The following is a 14217-nucleotide window of genomic DNA, read 5'->3' as shown; positions in this document are numbered from 1 at the left end:
GCGTGCGAAAATATTAGTCGAGGTTCTTCTCGATCACCGCGAGCAGTTCCAGAAGGCGCTGCCGGTCTTCGGGGGGCATCGAGCCGAAGACCTTGTTCTCGAGAGTTTCCGAGACGTCTTCGAAGTCCTGTTGGATCGCCTTGCCTTTTTCGGTAAGCCCGATGAGCGTCGAGCGTGCATCGTCCGGGCACTCTATCTTGTACAGGTAGCCGTGCTTCTCCAGCGTATTGACCATGCCCGTCACCGTCGATTTGACCCGGCCGGACTCCTGGACCAGGGCCTTGATGGGGATGGGTTCGTCCTGGCGGAAAAGAAAGCAGAACACCAGGCCGTGAGCCGGCACGATGCCTTTCAGGTCGCGCGCCAAGAGCTCCTTCTCGAGCAAAAGGTTGGCGGACTCGCGGATCTTGGCGATCTGGGCGATGATGGGGCTCGGGGTGCGTTTGAACATGGAGGGAGGATAGTTCGTGTGCGAACTAAAGTCAAGGGAAGTTTTTGGACGGCCCGCGAGGATGACGCCGTCTTCGCCGCACATCTCCCCAAAGTCGACGTTAATTCACAATGCGTGTCCCACTTGGGGCAACCGTCACGATCCAACCCTTCGCACTGCAGATGTTCGGTTTTTTTTATCTGCTCGTAATGCTCTGGCCACTCTCCGGGCAAGGGGCGGGCCCTTTCCTGTTGTGAATCCCGACACTTTTGTCGAAACCTTTTACATGTCTGGCTGCCGCGCCACCTGTCACCTCCGCTACAATCCGCATGTTTCAGCAGGTTACCGCCCGGCATGGTCCGTGCTGATTAGCTGCAACGGTTTCTATTCAATGTGCAATCTTACCGTTATATGAAGAAGAAAGAGCACTGCTTATAGATAGTAAGGTTATACCCTACTGAAGCAGATGAAACCTAGGTTCTCAAGCACGTACCTCAGTGTTGCCCTTTTATTGCTGTGCAAACTGAAATAGGCAACCATGTCAGGGGACTTTACACATAGCCCAGACCCCAAGGACCCTGAACCTGACAGCCTGGCTGCCGGATGAAATGAATGAAGGGAACTCCCTTGCACCATTTCTATTCCCACTATCGAATAATTCTCTTTTTACCGCTCCTCATACTGGACTTGCTGTTTAGTATCACCTTGTCACATCCTAATTTCGCCAATTCCTGGTACGACTCTGCTGATCCAATCCATCAAATCCACACCGACATACCTGAAAAAACGGAACTATCCGATAATCCGGGTATTCAGACGCCTGATTATCATGTCCTGCCGATAGCGGTTGCCAACCTCATAGAGCCGATCCTCATAGCTTCTAAATCGCAAATACCAGCTCCACTGCGGCAACCTGACAGTCTGAATAGGGACTACTTTCCCAACAAAGCCTCACCTGCCTAAACACGGACAGTTATCTCACCTCGGATCAAGATCATTGCCAGTATGTATTGCCATTTTTAGAATAAGGAGGCTTCAGTTCATGAGATCACTAAAATTGATGGAGTTCCGGAATACCCACCTGCGGCAACTTGTTAACAACAACGTAGTACTCATTATTGCACTGCTGTTGGTCTGTTTATTCTCCTTCCCACCTGCTTTTGCTGTGGCCAAAGAAGTACAGCGGTTACCCCATGAACCGAACAACCCTAAAATCATGCAGGTTTATTTCAACACTTCTGATAACCGCGAATATATCTACAACGGCCAAGAGTGGGTTCCACACGATGCATCGGTCGACACCTACGAACTTAAGCACTACAAGAAGGCGAAAGATAAAAAGACCACCGACAGCAATGGTACCAGTACTTCTAACTCTCAAGGAGTCTCCAAATGAACCGTCTGCTTACTATGGCACTCAGCCTGGCGTTACTCACCGTGGCCCTGTTCAGTACCGTGGCCAGCGGTGCGAACACCTATTGTTATGACTCCAAGAACAACCAGCTCTGTCCCGACTCCATTCATCTCAAGCACCAGGCATACATGAAAGACTGCACCACCTGCCACAATCTGAACTTCTCATTCAACGCACCGAAATCTTTTTTCAGGGACAGCTCGATGGGAGCGTTTTATCCTGGCGGTCCTGCCCCGGTCTTCGCCAAATCGGGCAGTTGGACCTTTCCCAAAACCAACACCGCCGCCACCTGCTCGAACATCGCGTGTCACAGCATTCCGGCTGGCACGTACACCTACTACGTCTATGACTGGGGTGCTGACGAACTTGTCCCCATTGATTACAACTACGGCGGCATGAGCAGTGCCACAGCCCAGTGGCAGGATAGCCCCAATACCAACTGCAACAGTTGCCACAAAATACCTCCCTATTCGAAGAATGTGTGGCACAGCGGCACGCATACCAATAATACGATTCCGGGTGGTAACAACTGCGAGCTCTGCCATCCCGATGCAAAATCGAATGTGGGACCGGACGGCAAAACCATCGTCTCAAACTATTTGACGGCTCCGAGCCAGCACGCAAACGGCACGCTTGACGTTGTAGCCAAGTTCACCTCCAAGTGTTTCGGCTGCCACTGATAACGCGCCGGAAGGAAACGTACTTACCTGCAGTGTTACGTTGCAGCTCAAGGAGCCCCGCCATGAAAAAACTGTTTTCCATAATCCTCGGCTTCGCCGTGCTTGCCCTCGTCACGCCCTTTAACGCATGGGCCATGGACGGCCCCCATGCAGACCCGACCAAAGTAGCGAATGCCTCCTGCACAAGCTGTCATAACGAGGACGTGCCTTCGAACGGCTCGGTTTTTAACAGCAACTGCCTTTCCTGCCATAATGATTTCTCTACCGGCACGAACAGCGCTGCACAGCAGACCTCGCACAAATGGACCGGGAATGTTGTTGCGCCGTCCGCCGGGGCCCAAGCACCCACCACCGGTGCGTTGACACTGGTACAGAACTACACCGGCAGCGAGCTGGCCTGCGTGCTCTGCCATAACCCCCACGACGACAGCAACGATAAATACCGGCGCATCGCCAATGGGAGTGATCAACTCTGTCTTGATTGCCACCGGTCCCGCGACGTAAAGAGCCATCGCGTCGATCCGACCAGGTACCCGGCGAGCCACCCGGTGAACGTTAGCTATGCTGATGCCGTGGCGGCCAACTCGGCCGGGTATAACGCCCCCCCGGTCAATGCCAACCCCAGCAATCCGGGCTCCGATCTCGGTGCCAGGTTGTCCGCATCCAGTGGTGTGGTGCTCTGCAGCACCTGCCACTCCGTTCACAACGCCACCTCGCAAAGCGCCAACCCGCCGGTGGCCGACAGCAACGGCAAACTCGGCGACGGCAACCTGTTACGCACCAACCCCCGCGGCGAAAACGTGGCTTCCGGAACGGCTGATGCCCTCAATATCTGCACCAACTGCCATGCCGGCAAATTCAACCACAACGCCGGGGGCCAGAACATCCAGTGCCTTGACTGCCATGCTGCCCACGTGGAGTACGATCCGAACGACCCGAACAATACCAAAGGGACAAACATCAACCTGATCAGGAGAAATGTGACCGATAACGGTGCGCCCAGCCAGATATTCTATCGCTATACCGGAGCACGCAGGGAATACAAGAATGCCGACGGCAACGGTGTCTGCCAGGGCTGCCATGCCCTTCCGAACAGCATCGCCGACCACGCCAGCAACGACCCAAGGGTCTGCAACAATTGCCACACCCATGGGGATGCCAAAGGGTCGTTTACTGCGAAAATGCCCGACCACAAGGCAGTTCTGGGCGCCGGAGATATCGTGATGTTCACCGCCGACAGTAACCACGATATCACTCCGTTAAGCATCACTGAAAATTGCGCACTGTGTCACTACGAGAGTCTTGTCCAGCAACATGGCGGCAGATGTTCCTTGTGCCATGGAGGAACCAACCCCCCGAGGAATTCCTTTGCCGGTGCATGGAACAAGACCTGTTCGGCAGGGTCGTGCCACCCGGCAATTCATACAAAGATGACCGGCAATCACAATGGAATCTACAACGGTTCTTCTTCCAGTTGTGACAGATGTCACGACACCAGCGGCGGATACCCGGGACCTGGCGACAACTGTGCACGCTGCCACACCCCGGACATGACGGCCGCAGCAGTCGGAGATGATCTTGCTCCGGTAACGATCTCGGACACACTAAGTACCTATACAGGAGCAGCCACTATCCACCTGATGGCGATCGATCAAGGGAGTTCCGGTCTTTCTTACACCCGCTATATGCTCGATGGCCGCAAATGGATCGAAGTGGCAGCTTCGGCAGATGTTTTTGTCCAAGCACCGACTTCGGGATCTAAAATTCATACGCTCCAGTTCTACTCAGCCGACCACGCCATGAATATCGAGGCCGTGCATACTGTCACCTTTACCGTATCAGCCGTTCCGTTACCCGACACCACCGCACCCACAACGACCTCGAGCTTCAACCCGGCTGCTGGGGCAAGTCTCAAGGCGAGCCAGGCGGTAACTCTCTTTGCCGTAGACAACAGCGGCGGCTCCGGAGTCAAGGCTACCTACTACAAGATCGATTCGGGGGCCTTCAGCGCAGGTACCTCCTTCACCATCTCCGGTGATGGTCTCCATACCTTCAGCTACTACTCGGTGGATAATGCCAACAACGCCGAAACCGTCCGCGTCTCCAATCAATTCAGAATCGATACCGTTGCACCGGTGACGACAAACAGTGCTGTGGCTGGAACCAGCTACGCCGGCACCCAGACCTTCACCCTTTCTGCTTCGGATACCGGCGGTTCAGGCGTAGCCGGCACCATGTACAAGCTGGACGCTGGCGCTTTCACCTCCGGCACCTCTGTCGTTGTGGCCGCACCATCCTCGGGTAGCGCATCGCACACGATCTCCTGGTACTCAACCGACGCCGCAGGCAACCAGGAAGCGACCAAGTCGGTTACCTTCACCGTCCAGGCACTGGCCGATGCTACTCCGCCGGTTACCACATCGAGCTTCAACCCGGCGGCAAATGCCATCTACAAGACCGGTCAAACCGTGACCCTTACCGCTAGCGATGCCGGTTCCGGTGTCAAAACTACCTACTACAGGCTGGATGCGGGCGCCTTCACCGCAGGGACCTCCTTTACCATTACCGATGGCCTGCACACCTTTAGCTACTACTCGGTGGACAACGCCAACAACTCTGAGACACCCCACGTTTCAAACTCGTTCCGTATCGATACCGTAGCGCCGGTCACGACAAACAGCGCCCAGGCAGGGACCACCTATACGGGGAACCAAACCTTTACCCTCAGCGCAACAGACAGTGGCTCCGGTGTGGCAAGTACCTGGTACAAACTCGACGGGGCGGCTTCGTTTACCCAGGGCACCTTGGTCGCTGTTGCCGCCCCAACTTCCGGAAGCGCATCGCACACGATTTCCTGGTATGCGATCGATGCAGCCGGCAACCAGGAAGCCACGAAATCGGTGACCTTCACCGTGGTACCAACGGCTACCGGAGGAGGGACGACGACACTGGTAGGAGACAACAATTCCTCTGCCAACCACCCCTACACGCATTTCTGGTTGATGGATGCAAGCGATACGACAACCATCGCTGACGGCGGATGGTCTTCCGATGAACATCATACCTGGGCGCAATTCGTCGTCCCGTCAGGTGTGGGCTACGTCATGCACGTCGAATGGGAGTATCCCGATTACGAAGGAGGCGGTACGGGCGCCGACTTCCGGGTGTTCACTGCGGCGGAAGTTTCTCCGGGAGCCACCGTCACCTGGCAGCTCAACCTCCCCTAAAGGGGCGGCGGTTGCCTGTTGAGGGATGTTGCAGATTAGTGGAAGAACAAACGGGGCGGCCAAATGGCCGCCCCGTTTTGTGTAGGAAATCATGGGGGCAGAGCTCCACAGTTCACATTGCGTAGCGTGGAACTCTGACTCCATGCCGCTTTGGCTTCAGGAGGTATGTTGATCCTTACTCCCTCACCCAATGGCAGGTGTACCCTCCCGGATTTTTCACCAGGTAGTCCTGGTGGTAGTCCTCGGCCCGCCACCAGGGACCCGCTGCGGTGATCTCGGTGACTACCGGCTTGGGCCATTTGCCGCTGGCATTTACCTCTGCCTTTACCCGCTCGGCAACCCGCTTCTGCTCTTCGTCGTGGTAAAAGATGGCGCTGCGGTAGCTGGAGCCGACATCGTTTCCCTGGCGGTTAAAGGTTGTCGGGTCGTGCATCCGGAAGAAGAAGCGCAAGAGCGCCTCGTAGCTGGTCTTGGTCGGGTCGAACTCGATGCGCACCGCCTCGGCATGCCCCGCGTGGTTTTGGTAGGTCGCGTTCGCTACCTCACCCCCGGTATAACCGACTTCGGTCGTAAGTACCCCGGGCTGCCGGCGCAAAAGGTCCTGCATCCCCCAGAAGCACCCCCCTGCCAGGGTTGCCACCTGCTTGGCCGGAGCTGCCGGGGCAGGTCTGCCGAAAAGCGGCAGGTACTTGCCATAGCCGGACTTTTCCAGGTCATCCACGGGGACGAAACGCAGGGCCGCGGAGTTGATGCAGTAGCGCAGCCCTCCCTTGTCCCGGGGACCGTCTTCGAAGACATGCCCCAGGTGCGAATCCGCCTCTTTGGAACGCACCTCGGTCCGGATGGAACCAAAACCGAGATCCCGCTTCTCGAGAAGGCTCGCCCCCTCGACCGGTCTGGTGAAGCTGGGCCAGCCGGTGCCGGAATCGAACTTGTCTTTCGACGAGAAGAGCGGCTCACCGCTTACGACGTCGACGTAGAGCCCGTCGCGATGCTCGTTCCAGAATTCGTTGTTAAAGGGGGGCTCGGTACCTTCCTTCTGGGTCACGCTGTACTGAAGCGGAGTCAGTCGTTTCTTCAAATCTTCCTCCGAATATTTCCGTGTCATGCCGGTCTCCTTTCCTGCCTGCTGGGTGCCCTGAGATCCCTGGTACCTCATTGCCAACACGGCCGTGGCCGCGAGAACCACTACCACGACTACTAGTAGATAACTAAAACGACCGCTGATCATGTGAAAATCCCCCTTTCCACGTTTTGCCTGCCTCATGTGTGCATGGTAGCAAGGATGTGTGAAGGGATTATTTTGTTACCTTAAAGTTTTGGTAAAGAGGGGGCACGGCTCGGCAGGGTGAACCAGACGCGGGTCCACTCCTGGTCGCTCTCTGCCCCGAGCTGGCCGCCGTGTGCTTCGATCAGCTCCTTCACGATGGCGAGCCCGATCCCGGCGCCGCCGACCTGGCGCGACCGGGAGCGTTCGGCACGGAAAAAACGCTCGAAAATGAAGGGGAGGTTCGCCTGGTCGATTCCCTCTCCCTGGTTGGCCAACTCTGTCTTGACCCCCTCCGCGGTCAGCCTGGTCGAGATCACCAGGGTCCCCTGGGGGCGCGAGTACTTCCAGGCGTTGTCCACCAGGTTGCGGATCGCCTGCAACAGCTTGTCACGGTCTGCGTAGACCGTCTCGGTTCCGGGCTCCAGCTGCCAGGTAACCTGCACCCCCTTCTCCTGGAGGTTGAACCGGTAGAGCTCCACGATCTGGTGCAACTGTTCGTGCAGGGACAAGGTCTCCCGGTGCAAAAACGCCTTGGCCGCGTCGGCGCGCGCCAGCTGCTGGAGGTCTTCCACCAGGCGGACCAGGCGCAGCGTCTCCTTTTCCAGGGTGGCGAAGGTCTCCCGCGAGACCGGTACCACCCCGTCCGCCAGGGCCTCCAGGCAGCCGCGCAGGTTGGTGAGGGGGGTCCTCAGTTCGTGCGCCATGTCTGCGACCATGTTCCGGCGCAACTTCTCCAGCTTCTCCAGGCTCTCCGCCATCTGGTTGAACGACTGGGCCAGTTCGCCGACTTCGTCGCAGGTGACGACATCCGCCCGCTCCGTGTAGTTGCCGTTGGCGATCTGGCGCGTGATGGCGGTCATCTGGAAGAGCGGGCGCAAAAGCTTGCGGGTCATGAGGTAGTTAAGGATGAAGGCAAGCGCGAGGGCTACGAGCGAGGCGCTGATCAGGTAGCGGTGGATCGCCGTCAGGAACATCCGGTGGGAGTCGATGGGATCGATGTGGTACTGCTTCATGAGCGATGCGAAGTAGTCGGCTGCCAACCGGTCGACGAACAGCCAGACCAACAAGACGATGACCGCGATGACGGGGATGATGTTGCCGAGGAGGAGTTTCCAGAGAAGTTTCCGTTTCATCCTGCCCCCTCGACATCACTGCCGTCGCCGAACCGGTACCCGAACCCCCTTATGGTGTGGATGTAGCGCGGGGCGGACGGGGTCTTTTCTATTTTCTGGCGCAGCTTGCTGATGTGGACGTCGATCACCCGGTCGACCACCTCGATGTCCCCCTGGTAGCAGGTATCGAGGAGTTCGGCCCGGGAAAAGGCCCGACCCGGCGCTGCCATGAAGGTGTTGAGGAGGGAGTATTCGAGCGCGGTGAGCGAGAGCGGCTCTCCGTCCAGTGTTACCGTGCGCCTGACGGGATCGAGCTTGAGGGTGCCGCAACTGAGCACCTCCGGGACGGGGAGCGGGGATGCCGGCCGGGTCCGGCGCAGGATGGCCTTCACCCTTTCCACGAGTTCCCTGATGCTGAAAGGCTTCACCACGTAGTCGTCGGCCCCCATCGCGAGCCCCGCCACCCGGTCGATCTCCTCGATACGTGCCGTGAGCATGATGATGGGAACGTCCGAGCTCTTGCGGATGGTTCGGCAGATGTCCCAGCCATCGATTCCGGGGAGCATGATATCCAGGATCACCAATAGGGGGGCGTGCGTCTGGAACTCGCGCAGGGCCGCCTCGCCGTCCGCTGCGATCACCGCTGCAAAATTGTCCCGTTCCAGGTAGGCTGCGATCAACGAGGCGGTGGTGTCATCGTCTTCGGCTATGAGTACGGTTTTCTTGCTCATGCAAGCAATACTACCATCGCACTCAGTATCTGCCAGAGAGCTTAGGGCAGGCTCGAAGATGGGCGGGCCTATTGGGCAGTGATGGCTTTGTGGAAAGAATAGGGGAGGGCTACCGAGTTGTTACTCGGGGGGGAGGAGATGATGAGTCCAATTCGGCCATGGCCATAGCATAACATTCTGGACAAAGGCCATGGGTGATCTGTGGCATCTTGACGGTGGTGAACAGGCCCAGATGAGCGATAGCGGCCTCAACCTCAACCCAATGATGGTCCGACAGCGCAACCCTTTTGCATATGCTGCACACCCGGATATGCTCGTTACTCCGATCAAAGCTCGGATCGAATAAATCGACCGTATCCCGGCACTCCTCTTGTAATAAGTAGCTGTAAAAATCGATACTGCCATTGAGTCTGGCTGAGAGGTGGAGTTCCAGGGTGCGTCTTACCGTCGGTGAGTCGCATCGGTAGGGAATCACGATCGAGGAGTTGTGCTTTCTTATTCTGTTGAAAATAACCTTGTATAAAAGGCTCGTTTCAGCACCATCAATAAAATCCCAGACCGGCAGGCCGATGATGCCGGCCGACAGGAACCTGCCGGAATCCTGAGCGGCCGTTTCGAAGGAATCCCAATTGGTACTGACCTTGGCAATCTGGTCCTGATTGTCGATGGTGTACTCATAAAGGGCGAGGTAATCAGTTCTGGACATGCGCTGCCTCTGAAGGTGGAATAGGGATTCGTAGTATACAACACATTTCGGTCAAAAGGCCTCACATTTAAAAGGAAAATTATCTCATGGGTGTCGAGCGGCACCAACGGCATTCTGTGCAACCGTCGGCGCTTCCGCCTAGGCAGGTTCAACATTCGAAGGTGGGCAAGGGATGGAAAGTGGCAGGGGTGTCGGGTTTGTAAATTTTTTTTCATCTCCCCCCTTTACAAGCTGAAGCCGGTCGTTTATAAATTAGATCCAGTTAACTAAGTCTCCTGCCAGGTGCTGAGCCTCGCAGGGAAGGAGGAAAACATGGTGAATAAGCTGTTTGATAAGATCGAGCCAACCTGGCGGTTGCTCACCAACCTGGATTACGGTTACTGGATGGTGCGCTTCGGCGAGTCCCTGGAGTCGCACGAGGACCACAAAGGTGACGCGATCCCGCCACCGCTCGCCAATGGGGTTAGAATCAGCGCGGAAGGGAAGCATATGATCAACCTGTCGCTGGCAGCAGAAGGCGGCGACAAATTCAGGATGGCCGAGTTAGAGACTTTCCGCCCCCAGGCCGATGTATTGGTGGAGGCCACCGTCAACTGGGTGGTGATTAAGTCGGTCGTGGAGAACAGAACTTCCATCAGGGAGAATCTGCCCCTCGAAGAGAAGAAAGAGAAGAAGCAGGTCAGGGCAAGCGGGGCAGGTTCGGTCAAGATGCCGACCAAGGTACGAGTCACACGCAGCGATCTGCACTCCGGCACAGTCTTCATAAATATCGGAAGGGATGCTTACGCCTCGATGTACTACGTCCAGTACTGCCAGGATAACCCGACCGATGAAAACTCCTGGATCGATGGTGTGCAAGGCGACAGTTGTCGTAACCTCGAAATCTCAGGTTTGAAGCCTGGGGAGGTCTACCATTTCAGGGTCCGTTGCTACGGCGGCGGCCATTACAGCCCCTGGTCCCAGATCGTAACCCTCCGGATTCTGTGATTAGCTATTCGAACCTCTCTCCTCGATTTGGGGGGAGAGGTTCTCCCCTAGATCGTCAAGACGCCTCGCTTGGTTGACCGACTCATGGTCACGTAAGAATGCCACCTCCCACCCAAGTTCACCTCCCACCGAAAAGAAGACTTTTCTCCAAAAGAAAGATCAATGTCCCGCCGAACATTTTCATCTTCTTTCTAAAAGATCCACTTTTTTGCCGAGGTGTCACTGTTGCGGAAAAGGCATCACCTTTCTGGCGTATCCATGCCATCGTTCATGCAAAGTAACCACAGCTTGCGGAAAGTTGTCACTTCTCAAGGAATGTTCCAACTTCTGCAGGGAAAGTTCCAACTTCTGCAGGAAAGTTCCAACTTCTGCAGGAAAGTTCCAACTTCTGCAGGAAAGTTCCAACTTCTGCAGGGAAAGTTGCAACTTCTGCGGGAAAGTTCCAACTTCTGCAGGGAAAGTTGCAACTTCTGCGGGAAAGTTCCAACTTCTGCAGGAAAGTTTCAACTTCCGCAGGGAAAGTTCCAACTTCTGCAGAAAAGTTGCCACTTCTGCAGGGAGAGTTCCAACTTCTGCGGGAAAGTTCCAACTTCTGCAGGAAAGTTGCAACTTCTGCAGGGAAAGTTTCAACTTCTGCGGGAAAGTTCCAACTTCTGCAGGGAAAGTTGCAACTTCTGCGGGAAAGTTCCAACTTCTGCAGGAAAGTTTCAACTTCTGCAGGAAAGTTGCAACTTCTGCAGGGAAAGTTGCAACTTCTGCAGGGAAAGTTGCCACTTCCGCAGGGAAAGTTCCAACTTCTGCAGGAAAGTTTCCAACTTTTGAGAGAGTGTTGCAACTTCTGAGGGAAAGTAGTCACATCCTGATGAAAAGTTGCCACTTCTGGGCGGACGTCGTCACTTTCTGCTGGAAAGTTGTAATTTGTTTGAAAAAGTTGCTACTTCTTCGGAGAAGATGCCACCATTCCAGTGAATGGTGATACGTTTTGCCCAAAAGCTATTGACGTCTCGCAGAAAGTTAGCAGATTTTGAGGAAAGTTGTTTATATTCACCAAAAGGTGACAACTTTTGCTGAAATGTGTTCACTGCTCCAGGAAAGATGGCTTCTTCCGTACCGGCCCGATCCGATTCGCCTTCGAAACGTGGTAATACCACCCAAAGATCTGCCGGTTCCTGAGCCAGTCGGGGAAACTCCGCGCTCCTCAGTGGGGTCGCCCGCGGCGGAAGCTTGCCCTCCCGGAAGAAATCGTATAGGGTGGGAGCACGATGCATCATTCCCGCCATTTCAAATCCAGGAGTTTCCTGCTGCCACTGATCGTGGCGCTGACGGTCTTTTTCGTCGCGCAGGGGATAAACCTTCCCGCTTGGAGCGGTGCGTCGGATTTAACCTCCGGGCCCTCGCTGGTTGCCAAACATGCCGAAAGCGCGGCAGTCTTCAAGACCTCCCATAAATCCGCCCACTTCAAACTCGGTAAAGCCTCCACCTCGTTCCTGATTCCCGTCGCGCCGCCGTGCGCCGACTCCCGGTTCCTGCTGGTCCGCGGCGCCGGTCTCCGCAACGACTCTTTCCGTTCCATCTCCCTCGCGTCTCTCCCGGCGCGCGCACCGCCAGCCTAACCGACCCGACTCCCACATCCTGCTTGGTCCGGCGCTGCAACTCTTCGCTGTTCCTGCCGCCGAGGCAACGCTCTATGGTCCTTACCGAGAGTGACGGTCCAGCTCGCGCTGTGATCTGCTCTTCGGCATGCGCAGCGCTGCCGGCCGAGCTCCCTTAATCCCCCTTCTCCCGGCTAATGTCGGTGCACCGGGCCGGGTCTCGTGCGCCCGTGCCCCAAAGGAGACTCATTGTGGAACTTCTCAAAAACACAGCGATTGACTTCATCGGAAAGAGGAAGATCAGTTTCCTCATCTCTGCTATCATAACCATCATAGGTTTAATCGGCGTCGTCCAGATCGCCAGGAACGCCGCCAACATGGGAATCGACTTCTCCGGCGGGACCTCGGTACAATTAAGCTTCCAGGCGCCCGTTCCGCTGGACCAGGCGCGGGCGCTTCTGGGGCGCAGCGGCATCCCCGAGGCCCAGCTGCAGGAGATCGCCGACGGAAACCGGCTGCTCATCAAGGTAGGGAAGGCGCGGCACGAAAGCGGCAACCTCGCCGAACAGATCACGGGGGCGTTCCAGAAGGAGTTCCCGCAGAACGCCTTCGTGGTGGAGAGCTCCAATGAGATTGGACCCGCCATCGGGGACAAGCTGAAAGGGGACACGCTGAAGGCGGTGGGGTTCGCGATGCTGGGGATCGTCGCCTACATCGCCTGGCGCTTCGACGGCAAGTTCGGCATCGGCGCCATCGTCGCCACGCTGCACGACGTCCTGGCCATGGTCGCGCTCTTCTTCGTGCTCGACAAGGAGGTAAACCTCCTGTTCGTGACTGCCGTCCTGACCATCGCCGGCTACTCGCTCACCGACACGGTGGTGGTGTTCGACCGGATCAGGGAGAGCATGCAGCGCACGCATGACCAGCCGCTTGCGGAGGTCTTCAACCGCAGCATCAACGAGGTGCTGCCGCGCACGGTGATCACCTCCCTCACCACCTTCCTGGCGGCCATTTCGCTTTTGCTGTTCGGCGGCGAGGTGATCCACGACTTCGCCCTGGCCCTGGTCACCGGGGTGGTCATCGCCACCTACTCCTCGATCTTCATCGCCGCGCCGATCGTCGCGGAGCTGGAGACCCGCATGGGGAAGCGCACCACCCAGCAGAGGGAGGTGAACGGGATAGATGCATGACCTCAACCTGGTCATGACCGTCACCGGCGGGCTGAGCGCGGCGCTTGTCTTTGGCTACCGAGAATCTATAACTGGTCCATAGAACCATCTATGCCGATCTACTTTGTAGGGGCGAATAATCATTCGCCCCTACAAAGCATCTATCCATACTGGTTGCGGAATATCAGCGGAATTTTTTCTAGATGACCAGCGCAGATCATGTACAATGCTCTGGTAATTTACCGGAGGGATTCACTATGAAACAGACAGTAGCAGCCGTTCTTCTGTCAGTCGTCGTCTTTGCCGCTGGCTGCGCAACTACTGCACCGACTGCGAAAGATCCGTTTACTACGCTGCCGCAGCAGTACAGCCAGTTCGACATGAAACTCGCCTGGGAAACCAAGGTCTCCGACGACGGCGTCCTCGTTTCCGGGGTGATCCGCAGCACGCGCTGGCTCTTTGCCGAGGGGCTCACGGTCTGGGTGTCGGTGGTGGGACCGGACGGCAAGGTGGCTGCCAGCGACGGAGCGTTGATCGCCCCCAGCGTCCTGAACCTGGGCGACCAGGGGAGCTTCGATATCCTGCTCCCCGTGCGTCCGCAGCCCGGCTCGCACCTGACATTTATCTACCGCTACAACGGAGTCGACGACATCGAAGGCTCGGCCTTCTGGATCCAGAGTTTCGACGCCAAGTTGTAACGGGGGGGATGTCAATTGCTTGCGAAAAGGAGTATCCTATAATTCGGATATATGTTCGGCTGGTGCGGCACTTAGCACGGCCTGAGAAGAAAAGGACCGTTTACCTCTGACAGGGCGAGGTGGTCCGTATGGCGCGACCACCTCGAGTATGAACCCCCGCATCTTCGAAACGAAGAGGGCGGGCAGAAGAGGAGAGGGAGG

The 14217-nt window shown here is 56.6% G+C and carries 14 protein-coding genes; 7 read left to right on the top strand and 7 right to left on the bottom strand.

The window, feature by feature from the left end:
- Positions 1-13 precede the first annotated feature (13 nt).
- Positions 14-451, bottom strand: coding sequence for a MarR family winged helix-turn-helix transcriptional regulator (locus GMST_RS02460; RefSeq protein WP_183353014.1), 438 nt, complete (start codon positions 449-451; stop codon positions 14-16).
- A gap of 1021 nt (positions 452-1472) precedes the next feature.
- Here GMST_RS02460 and GMST_RS02455 point away from each other — a divergent pair.
- From GMST_RS02455 to GMST_RS02445, 3 genes are all read left to right on the top strand, one after another.
- Entirely contained in the window at positions 1473-1826 is a 354-nt protein-coding gene (locus GMST_RS02455) for a hypothetical protein (protein WP_183353013.1), read from the top strand.
- Positions 1823-2524: a CxxxxCH/CxxCH domain-containing protein gene (locus GMST_RS02450; protein WP_183353012.1), complete on the top strand. Its 702-nt coding sequence runs from the start codon at positions 1823-1825 to the stop codon at positions 2522-2524. The genes GMST_RS02455 and GMST_RS02450 overlap by 4 nt, the downstream gene beginning before the upstream one ends.
- 62 nt (positions 2525-2586) lie before the next feature.
- The gene (locus GMST_RS02445) at positions 2587-5751 is read left to right on the top strand and encodes an OmpL47-type beta-barrel domain-containing protein (protein WP_183353011.1); all 3165 of its coding nucleotides are present in this window, start codon (positions 2587-2589) and stop codon (positions 5749-5751) included.
- A gap of 175 nt (positions 5752-5926) precedes the next feature.
- Here GMST_RS02445 and GMST_RS02440 read toward each other — a convergent pair whose 3' ends face one another.
- From GMST_RS02440 to GMST_RS02425, 4 genes are all read right to left on the bottom strand, one after another.
- A complete protein-coding gene (locus GMST_RS02440; protein ID WP_183353010.1) occupies positions 5927-6859 on the bottom strand; it encodes a bifunctional methionine sulfoxide reductase B/A protein in 933 nt (310 codons plus the stop codon).
- 203 nt (positions 6860-7062) lie between these two features.
- Positions 7063-8154, bottom strand: coding sequence for a sensor histidine kinase (locus GMST_RS02435; RefSeq protein WP_183353009.1), 1092 nt, complete (start codon positions 8152-8154; stop codon positions 7063-7065).
- Positions 8151-8864, bottom strand: coding sequence for a response regulator transcription factor (locus tag GMST_RS02430; RefSeq protein ID WP_183353008.1), 714 nt, complete (start codon positions 8862-8864; stop codon positions 8151-8153). The genes GMST_RS02435 and GMST_RS02430 overlap by 4 nt, the downstream gene beginning before the upstream one ends.
- Positions 8865-8973: 109 nt before the next feature.
- A complete protein-coding gene (locus tag GMST_RS02425) occupies positions 8974-9570 on the bottom strand; it encodes a hypothetical protein (protein ID WP_183353007.1) in 597 nt (198 codons plus the stop codon).
- Positions 9571-9882: 312 nt separating this feature from the next.
- On the opposite strand from GMST_RS02425, the gene GMST_RS02420 reads away from it, so the two are divergent.
- Complete coding sequence (locus GMST_RS02420; protein WP_183353006.1) at positions 9883-10557, top strand: fibronectin type III domain-containing protein; 675 nt, start codon at positions 9883-9885, stop codon at positions 10555-10557.
- Between the two features lie 219 nt (positions 10558-10776).
- Here the strand turns inward: GMST_RS02420 and GMST_RS02415 are convergent, their stop codons facing one another.
- Entirely contained in the window at positions 10777-11331 is a 555-nt protein-coding gene (locus tag GMST_RS02415) for a hypothetical protein (RefSeq protein ID WP_183353005.1), read from the bottom strand.
- A 119-nt stretch (positions 11332-11450) separates the two neighbouring features.
- On the bottom strand, positions 11451-11837 hold the full coding sequence (locus GMST_RS02410) for a hypothetical protein (protein ID WP_183353004.1): 387 nt from the start codon (positions 11835-11837) through the stop codon (positions 11451-11453).
- Between GMST_RS02410 and GMST_RS02405 the strand changes: the two genes are divergently transcribed.
- The 3 genes from GMST_RS02405 to GMST_RS02395 all read left to right on the top strand — a co-directional run bounded on the left by GMST_RS02405 (position 11820) and on the right by GMST_RS02395 (position 14016).
- The gene (locus tag GMST_RS02405) at positions 11820-12170 is read left to right on the top strand and encodes a hypothetical protein (protein ID WP_183353003.1); all 351 of its coding nucleotides are present in this window, start codon (positions 11820-11822) and stop codon (positions 12168-12170) included. The two genes, GMST_RS02410 and GMST_RS02405, sit on opposite strands and share 18 nt — an antisense overlap.
- A 230-nt stretch (positions 12171-12400) precedes the next feature.
- Positions 12401-13339 carry a protein translocase subunit SecF gene (gene secF / locus GMST_RS02400; protein WP_183353002.1) on the top strand — a complete coding sequence of 313 codons (939 nt, stop codon included), beginning with the start codon at positions 12401-12403 and terminating at the stop codon, positions 13337-13339.
- A 236-nt stretch (positions 13340-13575) separates the two neighbouring features.
- On the top strand, positions 13576-14016 hold the full coding sequence (locus tag GMST_RS02395; protein ID WP_183353001.1) for a hypothetical protein: 441 nt from the start codon (positions 13576-13578) through the stop codon (positions 14014-14016).
- The last annotated feature ends 201 nt before the right edge of the window (positions 14017-14217 follow it).

This window comes from Geomonas silvestris (assembly GCF_014193515.1).
GTDB classification, from domain to species: Bacteria; Desulfobacterota; Desulfuromonadia; order Geobacterales; family Geobacteraceae; genus Geomonas; species Geomonas silvestris.
Note: the sequence above shows the minus strand (reverse complement) of the source record. Positions and strands in the feature narration are given on the sequence as shown.

Coding starts and splice junctions, on each gene's coding strand:
- GMST_RS02460 (WP_183353014.1), bottom strand. CDS start 451: ATGTTCAAACGCACCCCGAGCCCCATCATCGCCCAGATCGCCAAGATC.
- GMST_RS02455 (WP_183353013.1), top strand. CDS start 1,473: ATGAGATCACTAAAATTGATGGAGTTCCGGAATACCCACCTGCGGCAA.
- GMST_RS02450 (WP_183353012.1), top strand. CDS start 1,823: ATGAACCGTCTGCTTACTATGGCACTCAGCCTGGCGTTACTCACCGTG.
- GMST_RS02445 (WP_183353011.1), top strand. CDS start 2,587: ATGAAAAAACTGTTTTCCATAATCCTCGGCTTCGCCGTGCTTGCCCTC.
- GMST_RS02440 (WP_183353010.1), bottom strand. CDS start 6,859: ATGACACGGAAATATTCGGAGGAAGATTTGAAGAAACGACTGACTCCG.
- GMST_RS02435 (WP_183353009.1), bottom strand. CDS start 8,154: ATGAAACGGAAACTTCTCTGGAAACTCCTCCTCGGCAACATCATCCCC.
- GMST_RS02430 (WP_183353008.1), bottom strand. CDS start 8,864: ATGAGCAAGAAAACCGTACTCATAGCCGAAGACGATGACACCACCGCC.
- GMST_RS02425 (WP_183353007.1), bottom strand. CDS start 9,570: ATGTCCAGAACTGATTACCTCGCCCTTTATGAGTACACCATCGACAAT.
- GMST_RS02420 (WP_183353006.1), top strand. CDS start 9,883: ATGGTGAATAAGCTGTTTGATAAGATCGAGCCAACCTGGCGGTTGCTC.
- GMST_RS02405 (WP_183353003.1), top strand. CDS start 11,820: ATGCATCATTCCCGCCATTTCAAATCCAGGAGTTTCCTGCTGCCACTG.
- GMST_RS02410 (WP_183353004.1), bottom strand. CDS start 11,837: ATGGCGGGAATGATGCATCGTGCTCCCACCCTATACGATTTCTTCCGG.
- GMST_RS02395 (WP_183353001.1), top strand. CDS start 13,576: ATGAAACAGACAGTAGCAGCCGTTCTTCTGTCAGTCGTCGTCTTTGCC.